A 15,864-nucleotide genomic window follows, 5' to 3' on the forward strand; every position below is an offset into this window, starting at 1 on the left:
CTGCCACTGTGTGTGAGATGCCATGGACGCCAGCCTGCTTTCCCCCCATTTGTTACCCGATGACCAGCTCACTCGCGACAACTGCAAAGAGTACCTGAGCCGCTTTCTCGGCTGGCTGCACGCCCGTTTCGATGCCGGTGACAACATCATCGAGCTGGTTGCCACCCGCTCCGAATACATGGATCAGTTGCTCTGCCGGTTGTGGCAGAAGTTCGGCTTCGACAAGAGCGACCTCACCCTCATCGCGGTGGGGGGCTATGGTCGCGGCGAGCTGCACCCCCACTCCGATATCGACCTGCTGATCCTCTATGACGGCGACGAGCTGGACGAGGTGCTGGGGCTGCGGATCGGCGAGTTCATCACCTTGCTGTGGGATCTCAAGCTGGAGGTGGGTCAGGCGGTGCGCAACGTGGCGGAATGTCTCGAGCAGGGGCGCGCCGATATTACGGTCGCAACCAACCTCATTGAGGCCCGCTACATCACAGGTCGCCAGGAGGGATTCCAGCAGCTCAAAGAGGCCACCGGCCCCCAGCACTTCTGGCCGAGCGAAGCCTTCTTTCGCGCCAAACGGCAAGAGCAGGCGGAGCGCCATCAGCAGTTTCTCGGAACCGCCTACAAGCTGGAGCCCGATCTCAAGAGCAATCCGGGTGGCCTGCGGGATATTCAAACCCTCGCCTGGGTCGCCCGCCGCCACTTTGGCGCCACCACCTTGTTCGAGATGACCAGCCACGGCTTTCTCAACCGCGCCGAGTATCGCGAACTGCTCGACTGCCAGAATTTTCTCTGGAAGGTGCGTTTCGCCCTGCACATGGCCATCAACAAGGGAGATAACCGCCTGCTGTTCGATCGCCAGCGCACCGTAGCCCAGATGCTGGGGTTCGAGGGGGAAGGTAACACTCCGGTCGAGCAGATGATGAAACGCTTCTATCAGACGGTACGGCGGGTCTCCGAGCTCAACGAGATGCTGCTGCAGCTGTTTGACGAGGCGATCCTCGGCAACACCGCCATGGATGTGCGCCGCCTCTCCGACGAGTTCCAGCTCCGTGGCCGCCTCATCGATGCGGTGGATGCGGAGCTGTTCAGCCGTGAACCAGCTGCTATCCTGCGCCTCTTCTATCAGATGGCCCAGCATCCCGAGATTGCGGGCATCCACTCGGCCACCCTGCGCCAGCTGCGCGAGGCACGCCGCAAACTGAACTGCTGGTTGCAGGATCTGCCCGACTGCCGTCGCCTCTTTATGGCGCTGCTGCGCCACCCCAACGGCATCGGCCTGCCGCTCACCCTGATGCACAAGTACGGCATCCTCGCCGCCTATCTGCCCCAGTGGAACCTCATCGTCGGCCAGATGCAGTTCGACATGTTCCACGCCTACACGGTGGATGAGCACACCCACCGGCTGCTCAAGAACATTCACCAGTTCCCCAATCCGACCAGTCGCCAGAGCCACCCGCTCTGCCACGAGGTTTTCACCCGGCTGCGCAAACCGGAGTTGCTCAGCATCGCCGCCCTGTTCCACGACATCGCCAAGGGGCGGCGCGGCGATCACTCGGAACTTGGCGCCGTCGATGCGCTGGAGTTCTGCCAGCTGCACGGACTCGATCGCTACGAGAGCCGACTGGTCGCCTGGTTGGTACGCCACCATCTGCTGATGTCGGTCACCGCCCAGCGCCGCGATATCTACGATCCCGACGTGGTCACCGACTTTGCCCAGAAGGTGCGCGACGAGCAGCATCTCGACCTGCTCTACTGCCTCACCGTGGCCGATATCTGCGCCACCAACGATACCCTGTGGAACGACTGGAAGGGCACCCTGCTGCGGGAGCTCTACTTCGCCACCCAGAAGGCGCTGCGCCAGGGGCTGGAGAACCCGCCCGACATGCGGCTGCGCATTCGCGAAAACCAGCGTCAGGCCAAGCAACTGCTGGCGCAACGGGATGTATCGGAAGAGGCAATCAACCAGCTCTGGGGCGACTTCAAGGCCGACTACTTCCTGCGTCACAGCCCGGAACAGATCGCCTGGCACTGCCGCCACATCATCGAGCATGGCGACAATCCGGCTCCGCTGGTGATCATCGGCAAACACCCGACCCGCGGCGGCAGCGAGGTATTTATCTACTGCCGCGATACCCCGAATCTGTTTGCCACCGTGGCCTCGGCGCTGGATCAGAAAAACCTTAACATCCACGACGCCCAGATCATGAACTCGCGCAGCAACTATGTGCTCGATACCTTCGTGGTACTGGAGCCAAGCGGCGAACCCATCAGCCCCAACCGCACCGCCACCATCAAGAAAGCGCTGGAGAAGGCGCTGCAGGAGCCGGGCAAGCTGGTGCTGCGCAACAAGCCGCTGTCGCGGCGCCACCGCCAGTTCAGCGTACCGACCCGGGTAGTCTTTCTGCCCCATAAAGGGGAAAGCCGTCACACCCTGATGGAACTGACTGCCCTCGATACCCCCGGCCTGCTGGCGCGGATCGGTGCGGTTTTCCAGCAGTGCGGGCTGTCGCTGCACGCCGCCAAAATTGCCACTTTCGGTGAGAGGGTCGAGGACTTTTTCAGCCTGACCAGCCTCGATGGCGAGCCATTGACCGCCGAGCAGCAAAAACAGCTGGAAGAGCGACTGGTACACCAGCTCAATCCCCAGCAGTCGGTACTGGATTAAGCGAAGAGTGATTCGAAAGAGGCTGATTGTCGGGCGTTTTTTGCCATGCCAAACAACTGGTTGGCGCACACCGGATGAAGAAATGGCCGCTGGCCGGAAGAATTCCGGTCAACCCCTTAAAAAGGGTCGGAAAAGTGTGATACAACAAACAGAATTTTTTAAAGGAAACCTGTCATGACCGAGTTGCAACAGATCATTGAAGCGGCCTTCGAGCGCCGCGACACCATTACTCCGGGCTCCGTGGATAGCGCCACCAAGTCCGCCATCCTGCAAGCCATCGACCTGCTGGACTCTGGCAAGGCACGGGTTGCCGAGAAGATCGCCGGTGAGTGGGTTGTCCATCAGTGGTTGAAGAAAGCGGTACTGCTCTACTTCCGCATCAACGACAACGGCATCATCAAGGGCGACGATGCCCAATACTACGACAAGGTTCCCCTCAAGTTCTCCAACTACACCGCCGAGCAGTTCAAGGAAGCGGGTGTGCGCGTGGTGCCGCCGGCAACAGCCCGCAAAGGCTCTTTTATCGCCCCCAATACCGTGCTGATGCCCTCCTATGTCAACATCGGCGCCTTCGTTGACGAAGGTACCATGGTCGATACCTGGGCCACTGTCGGCTCTTGCGCCCAGATCGGTAAGAACGTCCACCTCTCCGGCGGCGTCGGCATCGGCGGCGTACTGGAACCGCTGCAGGCCAACCCGACCATCATCGAAGACAACTGCTTTATCGGTGCCCGCTCCGAAGTGGTTGAAGGGGTGATCGTTGAGGAAGGTTCCGTCATCTCCATGGGCGTCTTCATCGGCCAGTCCACCCGCATCTATGACCGCGAAACCGGCGAAATCCACTACGGCCGCGTACCGGCTGGCTCCGTGGTCGTCTCCGGCTCCCTGCCCTCCAAGTGCGGCAAGTACAGCCTCTACGCGGCGGTGATCGTCAAAAAGGTCGATGCCAAGACTCGCGCCAAAGTCGGCATCAACGCCCTGCTGCGCTCCATCGACGAGTAATCAGCATTGCTGTGATGAAAAGGGCGCCTGATGGCGCCCTTTTGATTTTGGCGCCCCTGTCACAGGCAAGCCATGAGGCATCGGTTAAGATGGATGGGACAGGATCGTTTCAAACCGAGGAAGCCTGATGTACGAGAATCTGAAGAGCCTGGGGATCCAGGATCCCGCCTCCGTCGACAGCTATACCCTGCGCCAGGAGGCCAACCACGACATCCTCAAGATCTACTTCAAGAAGCAGAAGGGCGAGTTCTTCGCCAAGAGTGTCAAATTCAAGTATCCCCGCCAGCGCAAGACCATGCTGGTCGACTCCGGTACCCATGAGTACAAGGATGTCACCGAGATCAACGCCAACCTCAAGTATGTGGTGGATGAGCTGGACAACCTGACCCAGGGCGTCCATCAGCAAGCCGACCCGGACATCAAGCAGAAGATCCTGCGCGACCTGCGCCATCTGGAAAAAGTGGTACAGAACAAGATCAGCGAAATCGAACGGGATCTGGAGAAACTCTAATCCCCTGACTCGACAAAAGAGCGCCCAGGTGGCGCTCTTTTTATTGGCTGGCTTTATGGGGCTATGGGGTTATCTGGCAATGCCGTGCGATAAGGTGAGCGGAGCACACCACCTTGTGCTGTTGGGCCACCATTGGGCAACCCGTTACATATAGCCCCTTGGAAAACACAACCCCTGCCAAGCCCCGAGACACGCTACAAGCAACCACAAATAGCAAGAGGGAGGCTTTCGCCTCCCTCTTCAAACACGCTGATATTCAGGCAACAGGATTAGTTGCTCTTCATCCAGATGTCCATGTCGGTTTTCAGGTTGTCGGACTTGGTACCGAAGATGGCTTGAACGCCGGAACCAGCCACAACCACACCGGCTGCACCCAGTTTCTTCAGACCAGCTTGGTCAACCTTGGCAACATCTTTCACGCCAACACGCAGACGGGTGATGCAGGCATCCAGAGAAGCGATGTTCTCTTTACCGCCGAAGGCGGCAACCAGAGCAGCAGACATTTCGTCTTTGCCTTGGCCAACAGCCTCTTCAGTAGTCTCGTCTTCACGACCCGGAGTTTTCAGGTTCATGGCACGGATAACGAAGCTGAATACGACGTAGTAGATGGCCGCGTAAACCAGACCCAGACCAACCAGCAGCAGCATGTTGTCGGCACGCGGTGATTGCACCACGAAGTCGATGAAGCCGTTGGAGAAGGTGTGACCGTGTACGATACCCAGAGAGTTGGTCAGCACATAAGCCAGACCAGCCAGTACCGCGTGGATGGCGTACAGAACCGGAGCGATGAACAGGAAGGAGAATTCAATCGGCTCGGTGATACCGGTCAGGAAAGAGGTCAGGGCAGCAGAGGCCATGATACCAACGATCTTGGCGCGGTTTTCCGGCTTGGCAGCGTGAGCGATGGCGAACGCAGCAGCAGGCAGACCGAACATTTTGAACAGATAGCCACCAGCCAGTTGACCGAAGCCGTTACCGGCAGCGCGGGACGCGTCATCAGCAGTCAGGAAGCAGGTCATGATACCGTGAACAGTTTCACCGGCACCGTTAACGCAAGTACCAGCCTGATAGAAGAACGGTACGTTCCAGATGTGGTGCAGACCGAACGGGATCAGGGAGCGCTCAACCACGCCGTAGATACCGAACGCCAGTACCGGGTTCTGGTTGGCAGCCCAGTCAGAGAAGGCACCGATGGCGCCACCCACTGGCGGCCAAATCACGGACAGGATCACACCCAGACCGATGGAGAGGAAACCGGTGATGATGGGTACGGCACGTTTGCCCGCGAAGAAGCCCAGGTACTCTGGCAGCTGGATCTTGTAGAAACGGTTGAACGCCCAGGCAGCGATACCACCGGCCAGGATACCACCCAGCACGCCGGTTTCGATGGTTTCAACACCCATCACAGGTGCCATGACCTTCAGGGTTGCGACCATGATGCCGTAGCCAACGATGGCTGACAGACCGGATACACCGTCGTTATTGGTAAAGCCCAGAGCAACACCCACTGCGAACAGCAGGGCCATCTGGCCAAATACGGAACCACCGGCTTGCTCCATCAACTGGGAGACAATTTCCGGCATCCAGCTGAAGTGGGCAGCCCCCACCCCCAGCAGAATACCTGCGACTGGCAAGACTGATACTGGCAGCATCAGCGCCTTACCAACCTTTTGCAGATTAGAGAAAGCATTTTTGAACATTGTGTGCGCTCCTGAATGGATTGTCGTCCCTGAACGATCTATCTGGATGAAATAAGCACTGATTCATTCAGATATCTTCGAGTCGGGCTTGTTTATTTTGACCATCAGAATATAACCCAGCGGGTCATAAATTGCTGCTTTCGAAGGCGGGGGAATATTGAATTTGGAGGGAAGATCACAACTTGTTTAGCGGCTAAAAAATGCATCTAATATAAGTTAAAAATCTGCATTATCACTCTATTACAAAAACATATAAATAGCAGTTTCACTTTGTATTTTAACAATACAATTTACATCGAACGGCAACTCATTGTAACCAAATGTAACGGCGTTATTTTTATTTATTACAGTCTACCGATTAAAAAGGCCTCCAACAAGGGAGGCCTCAATAAATATATCTGACCAGTAAATGGTCGTATTACTCTATTTTTGCGACCGCTTGACCGCATCAATAAACACGCTTTTTGCTTTGGTTGAACCAGCCCGTTCAGCCTCGTTCACCAGCTTCATCGCCTTGTCGATATCCCCCGCCTTGACCGCTTTTTCGATCTGACTCTGATAGAAGGTTTCAGTTTCACTCAACATGGCAGGAGCAGGTTTGGCAACTACCGAGGCACTGGTTGCGACAACCGCAGTTGCAGCAGGGACGACCAGCTTATTAGGAACCACTTCCACAGTTGAGCGTCTCGCTTGCTCTTTTATCTCATCAGTACCAATTGCATACGCTGGTTTGTACACATTTCCACCTCCTTTTCCTGCGCTAAGGTCTACAACAGAGAAACGGATAACCCCCCAAGGCGAATGTGGAATAACTGGGTCCTTGATGCCGTAATCATTGACAACCTTTGCTTTGGCCATCAACTTGGCATCACTGGGGATCGTTAGGGTCTCACTCAATCGCGATTCATCTGTATAGATAAGCAGGTAGCTCTCATTGTTCGGATTACCGATGTGACTACGGTCGACGGTAAAGGTTCCACTAACAGCATTCCCACTGATCAATCTCGCTGGGTCATACCTAAAAACGTTCCGACCCATCGTTCGGGTGACCTGAAAACGCGAGTCCAACATAACCACGACTGGCTCAAACATAGTCTGATCGATGATCCCTTCGACAGTGATACTGAGGTCACCAGAATGAGTAGGGAGACGATAAGCAGCAAAATAACTCTTGCCTTCAGAAAACGCATACACGGGAGAATTTGCATCAATGGCGGCTAGCTGAGATGTCCCAGGCACCATATCAACATACGGGATATTCGCAAAATCCTTGCAACACGCTTTAGCCAAATCCAGAGATTGCATGGCACGTTCTCGATCCGTAACGGCTGCTTTGAACCCTTTGGTTGGAGAGAGCTGTGCTTCGAGCGAGGCACACCCGCCCAACAACAAAGAGCCTAGCAAAACGACTGCGAGCTTGGTGTTATACATGATTCGACGCATCCATTAACAGAATAAACAAAGAAGCCCCCGACAAGCGGGGGCGTGACTATACAAGCATTTAATACACCTATTACCACCAAGCTTCTGCTTGCACACCGACGGTGAAAGCATCATCTTGCGGAACTCCATTGGAGTCTTTTTCAAGTGCACCGTCTTGCTGCAGGTAGCTAGCAAAAACCCGAATTTCCGGACGAGCCCAGTAGCCACGGCCAGCAGACCATGCCTGCGCGATAGTGTATTTACTACCTTCGGTAGACTTTTCTGCACTATTTTTAATCTTCTCATTATCCTTGAAGTAACCCAGCTCAAGGTAGGTCTTCATGGTATCAGTCCAGTTATAGGCAGGACGAACAACTACAGAGAAGGTATCAATGTCTGCGAGTTTTTTGTTAACGTAAACGTCATTGGCTTCACCATAGACCAGTTGATGGCCAACTTCGAAGTTACTTGCGCCCAAAGCGATGACACCGTGGTTGATTGCACGGAAACCTTTCCCATCACCTTGTTCGATAACCAAACCGTTTCCGTTACCAGCACCGTAACCAGCAGCTTGATTGGCCAAACCGCCACTCATGTACTGCAGAACTGTCTTATTAAAGCCGCCAGACAGACCCCAAGTCAGCTCTGCCGTACCCATTTGCCCATCTTCTGCATCATAACCAAGTCGAGCTTTCTGATCGTCAGTGACATTTGCTTGCGCAAAATCGTAACCCAGTTCCAAGCTGGCGTCTTTCCACAACGGGATACCAGCATAACGAACATCCAAAGTGTTGGTATCAACACGCTCTTTACCTGCTTTGAACTCAGCACTGGTATCAGATTGAATCAACGCAACAGATGCCTTACCAGGGCCAATGTTCACATTTTCCAGACCACCACCGATACCAGACACATCCCAGTAGTAGAAGTCACTAAGATGAATATCGTGGCGCTGATAGTAGCGCTGACCAGCCCAAAGGGTCTCGCCACCACCAAACAGATTCTTGGCCTGAACGTTAAATTGGCGACCTGCAATGTTGTCATTCCATGTGCTCTTGGCTGAATCGTCATCACCAAAAGCAATCATTGAGTCAACATAAAATGAAATATCATTTTTATTGTATACTTCTTGGCCAAGCTGAATTTCGCCGAAAACGTTTTTCTCGTTACCAAGACGACCAACTTTTTGCTGGCTCAGGGTCTGCTGACCGCCATTGTCAGAAACACCAAAACCACCACGCATATAACCGTGGAAATCTACGGCAAAGGCGGCTTGGGAAGCCAGGGCGGCAGTAACAGCTGCTGCAATCGGGAGCCACTTCATTTTCATTGTCATATTCCTTATTTCCCGCAGTGAGGAGTGTGATCCTGAATATTCAACTTCTTATCACCATGTAATCCTGTTGGTGATAACCGAGGTTGATTATAGGGAGCGTATTTCACGACAAATATGAAGCGACTCACAAAATGGCGACAAATCGCTCGGCAAACGATCACCACAACACAAGCAGGTAAAAAACCGACTAAAGAGGAAATATATGACCAACAAGACCACAAAACCAGCAATCAAAACAAACCTGAAAGCGTTACCAGCAATTAATTCGCGACTGAACTAAAGTCATTATTTTACGATCGAATGACAAAAACATGACTGAGATCGCTTTCAAGATTGAACTTTTATTTGGACGACGGGTCTGCGGTGCGCTTGAAACCATTACGCCGATGGAATGCCAAAAGGGGAAAATATCCCTCCGCCACTATCGACAATAAGAGAGGGAAATATGCTTGCTGAGTGAGATGACATTTGTGTAAATAACAATCCCCTGTCAGTTAAGGATCAGGGGATTGATATGGCTCTATTTCAGAGAATATTCAGGGCTGAATATCCCACTTTTTCAGCCAGCTGAGTGCCACCTGTTCGGGTTCATCGTGCACGGTAGCATCCAGCTCCAGCGGGGGAATCACTCGCGTGGCACCCAGCTCTTGCAGCAATCCGTCCAGCCGACGGCCCGCGCCACAAAAATGGTCATAGCTGCTGTCGCCCATGGCAATCAGGGCATACCGCAGCCCCTTGAGCCAGGGCGCCTTGTCAGCCAGCTCGCTGGCAAAGGGCTGCAGATTGGGAGGAATGTCCCCCTGCCCGGTGGTGGCACTGACCAGCAATAAAAAACGGCCGGGGTCGATGTCCGCCAGCCGTGCTTCTTCGTGCAGGGTACAGTTATGCCCCTTGCGTTCCAGCTCATCTGCCAAGGTCTCGGCCACCAGCATGGCTGCGCCGTAGACAGTTCCTACCACGATATCGATCTGCGCCATTCTCCTCTCCCTGCTTGAGTCACTCTTTTGAGCAACTCTATCAGCAAGCTGGCGTCAGATGCCACCGGTTCAAGGCTGAGGATAAGGCGCTTAGTAGTCGCTCTCGCTGGCGGGCCAGCCCAGCTCGGCAAACAGGCGCAACACATCCTGACCGAGCGGCGCCTGGATCCGCATCGGCACCTTGAGCACCGGATGGGTAAAGCTCAGGGTGCGGGCCACCAGCAGCAGCCGTTCGCAGCCGAAGTGCTCGCGAAAGAAACGGTTGTGGCGCCCATCCCCGTGGGTGGTATCGCCCACAATAGGATGGAACAGATGATCCATATGGCGGCGCAACTGATGCTTGCGGCCGGTCTTCGGGAACAATCTGACCAGACTGTAGCGACTGGTAGGGTGCTTCTTGGAGACCGCGTGGGGCAGCTCGACCTTATGCAGGCGCCGGAAGGTGGTGACGGCATCCTGCGCCGGGCGATCCGGGTTGCTCATGGCATCGGCAATCTTGTCCAGCTGCTCCTTGAGGGGATAGTCGATCACCCCCTGCTCAGGCGCCCAGCCACGCACCAATGCCAGATACTCCTTGTGCACCTGACGTTGGGTAAAGGCTTCGGTCAGTGCGCGGGCAATCACCGGATCGAGCGCAAACAGCAGCACACCGGAGGTGGGTCGGTCGAGGCGATGCACCGGATAGACATGGCGACCACCGATGAGATCCCGGGTCATCTGCATGGCAAAACGGGTCTCGCCCTTGTCGAGCCAGCTGCGGTGCACCAGCAGACCGGACGGCTTGTTGACCGCCACCAGCCACTCATCCTGATAGAGCAGGGTCAGCTTCAGGTCACTCTCTTCTCGGGTTTGCGCTGGCATCATTGTTCGATCACTTTGCCGGAAAGCAGCAGATCGAAGCGGGCGATCAGGCGCAGCAGCGCTTCTGCTTCGGCCAGATCTTCTTTGTAGACTTCGCTGGCCATGGGATAGAGGGAGACGCTGGTGGGCAGCGGAGCCTGCAACATCACCAACTGCTCCATGCGCGGGATCAGCACGAACTGCAGCCACTGATCAAAGCTCAGGGTATCGACACAAAAAGGCAGGGTGCTTGCCAGGGCTTCGTCACCGGGATGGTCAGCTTGCCAGCGCTCAAGGCGCTGCAACTCGGCGGTGAGTTCCCCCAACAGGCCAGCTACCAGCAAATATGGATTCATCTCGCTCTCTTCCTCATAACCACAGATTGATCCGCTGACCCGACAGGGTCAGTCAGGATGCCGGTACATTCGATCGCGCAGCACCGGCGATTCAGCCGGCTCGTCGACATACACGGCAGCCAGCACGGCCTGCCGCCGTTAAAAAAGGGCGATACTATACACCTCCCCCCGCATGGCTGCCATGTTGATATCTACCGCAACGCGCGTCTGCTGCCACTGGCTATCCTCGGCAAGGGCCTTATAATCGGCCCGCATCACCATTAGCCGGATCTCACCATGTCTGCGACGCCTACTGCCATCAATACCTTGACCGAATTTCTGACTCAGGCTGGCACCCAGTTCCAGCTGTTTGACATGGGCCGCCAGGTGCGGCCACTGGCAAGCGACACCTTTGTCCGTATCGAGCAACAGCAAGAGCCCTACCCCTGGCCGCTGCAACAGCACGCCTGGTTGGGTGTGCACTTCTTCCAGCCGAGCGAGTCGCGCCACTACCTCTGGTTCCTCAAGTTCGCCCTCGATGAGCGCGGCCTGCTGATGTCAAATGGCCCCAAGCTGTTCATGGATCAGGTGGTGGAGACTCTGGGCTACAAGCTCACCGGCGATCTGGATGAGGAAAAAGCCCAGCGCTTGGCCGACAATCCCTACACCTTCCGCCCGGCGGAGGCCAAGATGGCCAGTCTGCACGCCAAATTGGCGCGCCAGCTGGAGCAGGCCCCTTCTGCCTATTACGATGCCCTCTGCCACTATCTGGCCGCCCCCAACGACACCGGTTGGCAGACGCTAGGGCTGCAGGGCTTTGCCGACCTTGCGGAGCGGCTGCATGATGAGCGCAATCTGGCGCTGATCTGCAAGGCGCTGCCCAAACTGCCGCAAGAGCCGCTCTACGCCCTCTGCCAGAGCCTTGAAAACGCCCCGCTGCCACCGGCAGTACAAGGCGCCTTGCTCGAGCGGATCGGCAAGGAGCAGGAGTGCGCCGTCCCCAACCCGGAGACCCTGGCCTATCTTTGCCGCGCCATGGCCTCCTGCCCCGGCAGCACGCTGCGCACCAACAAGCTGCTGACCTTGCTGCAAACCCAGCCGAGCCCTGCGCTGCTGCTCGCCATCGCCGGCCGGCTCTGGCCCGATCTGAAAGATGCCAATCTGCTCAGCAACTATCTGGAACAGCTGGCACTGCAACCGACCCAGTTCTTCAATCAGGTTTTTGCCGAGTTGGTCACTTTACCGGCCCTGCGCAATGATATGCTGGCCAGACTGCGCGACCCCGACCGCAGCGATGCGCTGGGCAAGGCCATCGGCCGTCTGTTTGCCTCGGCCTGATCCCTCGCCTCCCCCTCACGCCACGAGGCAACACGGCGGGAAATAGAAAAGGAGATCGGGAGTGCCGAGCAGGACTCCCGGTTATCGACATCACGATAAGGAAGCCCGCCTATGGGAGAGATGCTCGGAATTTTGTTGCTGATTGCCGTAGCTGGCCTGTTCTGGCTGCAACGCCAACAGGCAGAAGTGGCCTGGCAATACATGCGCCGCTACTGCCAACACCATGATCTGCAACTGCTGTCGCTGGCTCGCCATCGGCGGGAGCTGGCGCATAATCCCCTGCGGCTGCTGACCAACTATCAGTTTGAATTCTCCAGCGATGGCGAGAGCCACTATCAGGGCACCCTCAAGATGCAGGGGCTGCACGTCGTGGGCGTTGATCTGCCACCCCATCGCATCCCCTCTGCCTGATCCCCAATCTCGTCTCTGCGCCCGATGGCTGTGCCTGTCTATAATCTCAGGGATTAAACAAAGGGAGAGACGAGATGGAACCCCTTGTCCACGATCTGCCAGCCCTGTTTGCCCAGCTCGGGATGGCCAACGACGAGCTGAGCCTGCACCGCTTTGTGCACGACCATCACCTCGACAATGAGACCCTGCTGCCGGAGGCCGGTTTCTGGAACGCCGCCCAGGCCAGCTTTCTGCGCGACGCCCTGTGGAACGACTCCGACTGGTGTGAAGCGATCGACCAGCTCGATGTGATGCTGCGCCAGCCCCGCTAAGCCGCCCTTTCCTCCCCTGCCGGCTTTGGTTAAGATCCCGCCCCGATATCGATCCCCCCTTCTCACCCAGAGCATGCTTATGTCCGCCCACGAGATCATCCGAATTGCCAACGAGCTGGCCGCCAAGGGCCTGACGCCCACCACCGCCATGATCAAGGCCCGCCTCACCCAGCCCGTGCCGATGGCCGAGCTGTTGAAAGTGCTGAGCCAGTGGAAGCAGCAGCCCGTCGCGACCGCCGAGAGCGAAAGTCTGCACGAAGCGGCGCCCCAACCAGCACCGGCGCTCACCCTGCAGCAACTCGCCGAGCAGCTCGCACGCATCGAACAGAAGGTGGATCGTCTGACCAACCTGCTCCTCCAGCAGGGACAAGGCTGAGCCATGTATATCGTCGAACTCTGCTTTGAGTGTTACCGCGATACCTCCCTTGGCGAAGCCGAGCGGGCCATCGTCAACTACCTCGACATGCTGCGTTATCAGGGCCAGATCCTCGGGCGGGAGTTCCCCACCAGCATGCATGAAGGCTATTTCGTCAGTCGGGTGGTCTGCCCGGAGCAGGATAGCCTGCACCCCGACAACCAGAGCGAGCAGGTCAAACTGGCCGAGCAGCAGCTCAATCAGGCGGGGTTGCTGGCGCCCAAACTCCAGCTGCAGGGGGCGGATCTGCTCTCCGACAGCACAGATCCTTGCGGCCAGCAGGGCGAGCGGCCGAGCTGGATGATGCTCTACACCAGCTTCTTGCATACCTGCTCGCCGCTGCGCTGTGGCGACCACTTCGCCCCCATTCCGCTTTACCAACTGCCCGCAGTCGCCAACGGCGATCAGAAGCAGATCATCAAGTGGCAGGAGGATTGGGAGGCATGCGATCAGCTGCAGATGAACGGCTCCATCGCCGAACATGCGGCGCTGCACGAAATCGGCGAAGTGGGCAGCCGCCTCTACCGGCGCGGTAGCGATCTGGCCAAACGGCTGGAAGTGCTGAGCGGCATCCCCACCTACTACTACCTCTATCGGGTGGGCGGGCTGAGCGCTGCCGAGGAGAAGGCGCGCCCCTGCCCCAGCTGTGGCGGTGAGTGGGCGCTGGCAGCGCCACTGCACGAGATCTTCGACTTCAAGTGCGACAGCTGCCGCCTGGTCTCCAACCTCTCCTGGGATTTCAAGGATTAAGCGCGTCCCATGTACGTGCCGCCATAAAAAAGAGCCTTGCCGCATGGCAAGGCTCTTTTCGTTCCGATGAGTAACCTTGGCTCGAACCGGCGCTATTGCGGCAACGTCTCCAGCCGTTCCAGAAACGCCGGCAAGGAGGGCGCCAACGTCAGACGGCGGCCGGAATCGAGCCACTCCAGCCACACCTGACCACTCTCGTTATCAAGGGAGATGAGCGTCATCTCGTTGCGGGTGGTGGCAATAAAGATGGAGGGGGTTCGTTTTAACTTGCGCAACATCAGCAGGTGGCCGATGAGGTTCTCCTTGAGCAAGTCGAGATCCGCGTCGTTCCACGGCAAGATCAGTTCAAGGCGCAGCCCCTTGAAGAGGCAGGGCACAGGGCGGCTGAACCAGTGGCCAAACAGGGCAATGGCGCCGGGATGAATTGTCAGCTCGAGGGCATCGGCCATGGCTGTAAAGTCGGCGGGCTCGGAGCGATGGTGAGGACGCCAGGCCACCCGACCATCGGCGGGCTCACCAAGCTGGCAGGGGGAACGCCAATCCGCCTCCCACTCGCACAGGGGCAGGCCTCGTCTGGCCTCGCCATCCCGTTGCCAGCGGGCAAAAAAGTGCTCCAGGGCAGACAAAACTTGATCCGACATCGAAAATCCCCACAATTGCTGGCAAAGTCCGCTATTGCACCACCAAACCCGGTAACAGACAAGGTTGCCAGCCGACCTTGCGGCCCGGGAAACAGAGAGGCCGATGCCCAAGCCAAACGGCTGCAACCATCCGGCCCTGCAATGGCCCGTTTCATTCCACTCATCATGAGCACATTACGTGAGCAACCCTGTGAGCAAACAAGATAGATACGCCGGGGCCAGCGCCCTGACCGGCCTGAGCCTGGGCCAGCAATCCGATTACATCAGCCAGTACACCCCCTCCCTGCTGCAGCCGGTTCCCCGCAGCCTGAACCGGGATGATCTCCAGCTGGGCGATGATCTGCCCTTTAGCGGTTGCGATGTCTGGACCCTCTATGAGCTCTCCTGGCTCAACGCCAAGGGCAAGCCGATGGTAGCGGTGGGGGAAGTGACCATTCCTGCCACCAGTGCGAACCTGATCGAATCCAAATCCTTCAAGCTCTACCTCAACTCCTTCAACCAGACCCGTTGCGACTCTATCGAGGCAGTCGCCGCCATGCTGACCAAGGATCTGAGTGCCTGTGCGGGCGAGACCGTCAAGGTGACCCTGTTCCCCCTCGACAAGGCACCGCACCAGATTGCCCAGCTGCCTGGCGAGTGCATCGATGAGCAGGATATCGAGGTAGACAATTACGAGTTTGATGCGTCCCTGCTGCAAGGGGCAGCCGGTAGCAAGCTGGTCGAGGAGACCCTGCACAGCCACCTGCTCAAATCCAACTGTCTGGTCACCAGCCAACCGGACTGGGGCTCTGTGGTGATCCGCTACAAGGGGCCGAAACTCGATCGGGAGAAGCTGCTGCGCTATCTCATCTCGTTTCGCCAGCACAACGAGTTCCACGAGCAGTGCATCGAGCGGATCTTTATCGACCTCAAGCACTATTGCCAGCCTGAACAGTTGACCGTCTATGCCCGCTATACCCGCCGCGGCGGCCTCGACATCAACCCGTTCCGCTCCGATTTCGAAGCCGTGCCCGCCAACCTGCGTCTGATCCGCCAATAAAGTCGAGTTGCGACAGAGAGGGCAGTCGCACTGCCCTCCATGACTGGCAAAAAGGTTTCAATCGATGCTTTACGCAGCAGGGATAAGGGTGCTGGATAATAAAATCCAGACGAAACCCACTTGCCGGCCACCAGCAAACCACAGTAAACGCTGGACTCACAGGGGGGGGCTTGGATA

The 15,864-nt window shown here is 57.0% G+C and carries 16 protein-coding genes; 9 read left to right on the forward strand and 7 right to left on the reverse strand.

Annotation, left to right across the window (positions count from 1 at the left end; all coding sequences use genetic code 11):
- Nucleotides 1–22: 22 nt before the first annotated feature.
- The 3 genes from glnD to I6L34_RS05810 all read left to right on the forward strand — a co-directional run bounded on the left by glnD (nt 23) and on the right by I6L34_RS05810 (nt 4,172).
- Nucleotides 23–2,659 carry a bifunctional uridylyltransferase/uridylyl-removing protein GlnD gene (gene glnD, locus I6L34_RS05800; protein WP_216956130.1) on the forward strand — a complete coding sequence of 879 codons (2,637 nt, stop codon included), beginning with the start codon at nt 23–25 and terminating at the stop codon, nt 2,657–2,659.
- 174 nt (nt 2,660–2,833) lie between these two features.
- Nucleotides 2,834–3,661 (forward strand): 2,3,4,5-tetrahydropyridine-2,6-dicarboxylate N-succinyltransferase, encoded by an 828-nt coding sequence (dapD, locus tag I6L34_RS05805; protein WP_005338581.1) that lies wholly within the window; start codon nt 2,834–2,836, stop codon nt 3,659–3,661.
- A gap of 127 nt (nt 3,662–3,788) precedes the next feature.
- Complete coding sequence (locus I6L34_RS05810; protein ID WP_005338583.1) at nt 3,789–4,172, forward strand: DUF3461 family protein; 384 nt, start codon at nt 3,789–3,791, stop codon at nt 4,170–4,172.
- 269 nt (nt 4,173–4,441) lie between these two features.
- Here I6L34_RS05810 and ptsG read toward each other — a convergent pair whose 3' ends face one another.
- From ptsG to I6L34_RS05840, 6 genes are all read right to left on the reverse strand, one after another.
- The gene (gene ptsG / locus I6L34_RS05815) at nt 4,442–5,872 is read right to left on the reverse strand and encodes a PTS glucose transporter subunit IIBC (RefSeq protein ID WP_216956132.1); all 1,431 of its coding nucleotides are present in this window, start codon (nt 5,870–5,872) and stop codon (nt 4,442–4,444) included.
- Between the two features lie 423 nt (nt 5,873–6,295).
- Nucleotides 6,296–7,303, reverse strand: a complete 1,008-nt coding sequence (locus I6L34_RS05820) for a MalM family protein (protein WP_019445216.1) — start codon at nt 7,301–7,303, stop codon at nt 6,296–6,298.
- Between the two features lie 82 nt (nt 7,304–7,385).
- Complete coding sequence (gene lamB, locus I6L34_RS05825; protein ID WP_019445215.1) at nt 7,386–8,624, reverse strand: maltoporin LamB; 1,239 nt, start codon at nt 8,622–8,624, stop codon at nt 7,386–7,388.
- Nucleotides 8,625–9,166: 542 nt separating this feature from the next.
- Entirely contained in the window at nt 9,167–9,607 is a 441-nt protein-coding gene (locus tag I6L34_RS05830) for a flavodoxin (protein ID WP_139437269.1), read from the reverse strand.
- Nucleotides 9,608–9,697: 90 nt separating this feature from the next.
- Nucleotides 9,698–10,471, reverse strand: a complete 774-nt coding sequence (gene truC, locus I6L34_RS05835; RefSeq protein ID WP_076492940.1) for a tRNA pseudouridine(65) synthase TruC — start codon at nt 10,469–10,471, stop codon at nt 9,698–9,700.
- A complete protein-coding gene (locus I6L34_RS05840; protein WP_216956134.1) occupies nt 10,468–10,803 on the reverse strand; it encodes a YqcC family protein in 336 nt (111 codons plus the stop codon). Before I6L34_RS05840 ends, truC begins: the two co-directional genes overlap by 4 nt.
- A gap of 276 nt (nt 10,804–11,079) precedes the next feature.
- On the opposite strand from I6L34_RS05840, the gene I6L34_RS05845 reads away from it, so the two are divergent.
- The 5 genes from I6L34_RS05845 (at nt 11,080) to I6L34_RS05865 (ending at nt 14,007) form a co-directional block, all read left to right on the forward strand.
- Nucleotides 11,080–12,120 (forward strand): DUF3549 family protein, encoded by a 1,041-nt coding sequence (locus I6L34_RS05845; protein ID WP_075114993.1) that lies wholly within the window; start codon nt 11,080–11,082, stop codon nt 12,118–12,120.
- Nucleotides 12,121–12,231: 111 nt separating this feature from the next.
- The gene (locus I6L34_RS05850; protein WP_216956136.1) at nt 12,232–12,531 is read left to right on the forward strand and encodes a DUF3301 domain-containing protein; all 300 of its coding nucleotides are present in this window, start codon (nt 12,232–12,234) and stop codon (nt 12,529–12,531) included.
- A 74-nt stretch (nt 12,532–12,605) separates the two neighbouring features.
- The gene (locus tag I6L34_RS05855) at nt 12,606–12,842 is read left to right on the forward strand and encodes a DUF2789 family protein (protein WP_005338602.1); all 237 of its coding nucleotides are present in this window, start codon (nt 12,606–12,608) and stop codon (nt 12,840–12,842) included.
- A gap of 79 nt (nt 12,843–12,921) precedes the next feature.
- Nucleotides 12,922–13,218, forward strand: coding sequence for a hypothetical protein (locus tag I6L34_RS05860; RefSeq protein WP_216956139.1), 297 nt, complete (start codon nt 12,922–12,924; stop codon nt 13,216–13,218).
- A 3-nt stretch (nt 13,219–13,221) separates the two neighbouring features.
- Entirely contained in the window at nt 13,222–14,007 is a 786-nt protein-coding gene (locus I6L34_RS05865) for a Zn-ribbon-containing protein (RefSeq protein WP_216956142.1), read from the forward strand.
- Between the two features lie 92 nt (nt 14,008–14,099).
- Here the strand turns inward: I6L34_RS05865 and syd are convergent, their stop codons facing one another.
- Nucleotides 14,100–14,648, reverse strand: coding sequence for a SecY-interacting protein (gene syd, locus I6L34_RS05870; protein ID WP_216956148.1), 549 nt, complete (start codon nt 14,646–14,648; stop codon nt 14,100–14,102).
- Nucleotides 14,649–14,838: 190 nt separating this feature from the next.
- Between syd and queF the strand changes: the two genes are divergently transcribed.
- The gene (gene queF, locus I6L34_RS05875) at nt 14,839–15,687 is read left to right on the forward strand and encodes an NADPH-dependent 7-cyano-7-deazaguanine reductase QueF (protein WP_204420413.1); all 849 of its coding nucleotides are present in this window, start codon (nt 14,839–14,841) and stop codon (nt 15,685–15,687) included.
- The last annotated feature ends 177 nt before the right edge of the window (nt 15,688–15,864 follow it).

It is taken from the genome of Aeromonas sp. FDAARGOS 1404 (genome assembly GCF_019047085.1).
GTDB lineage: Bacteria > Pseudomonadota > Gammaproteobacteria > Enterobacterales > Aeromonadaceae > Aeromonas > Aeromonas veronii.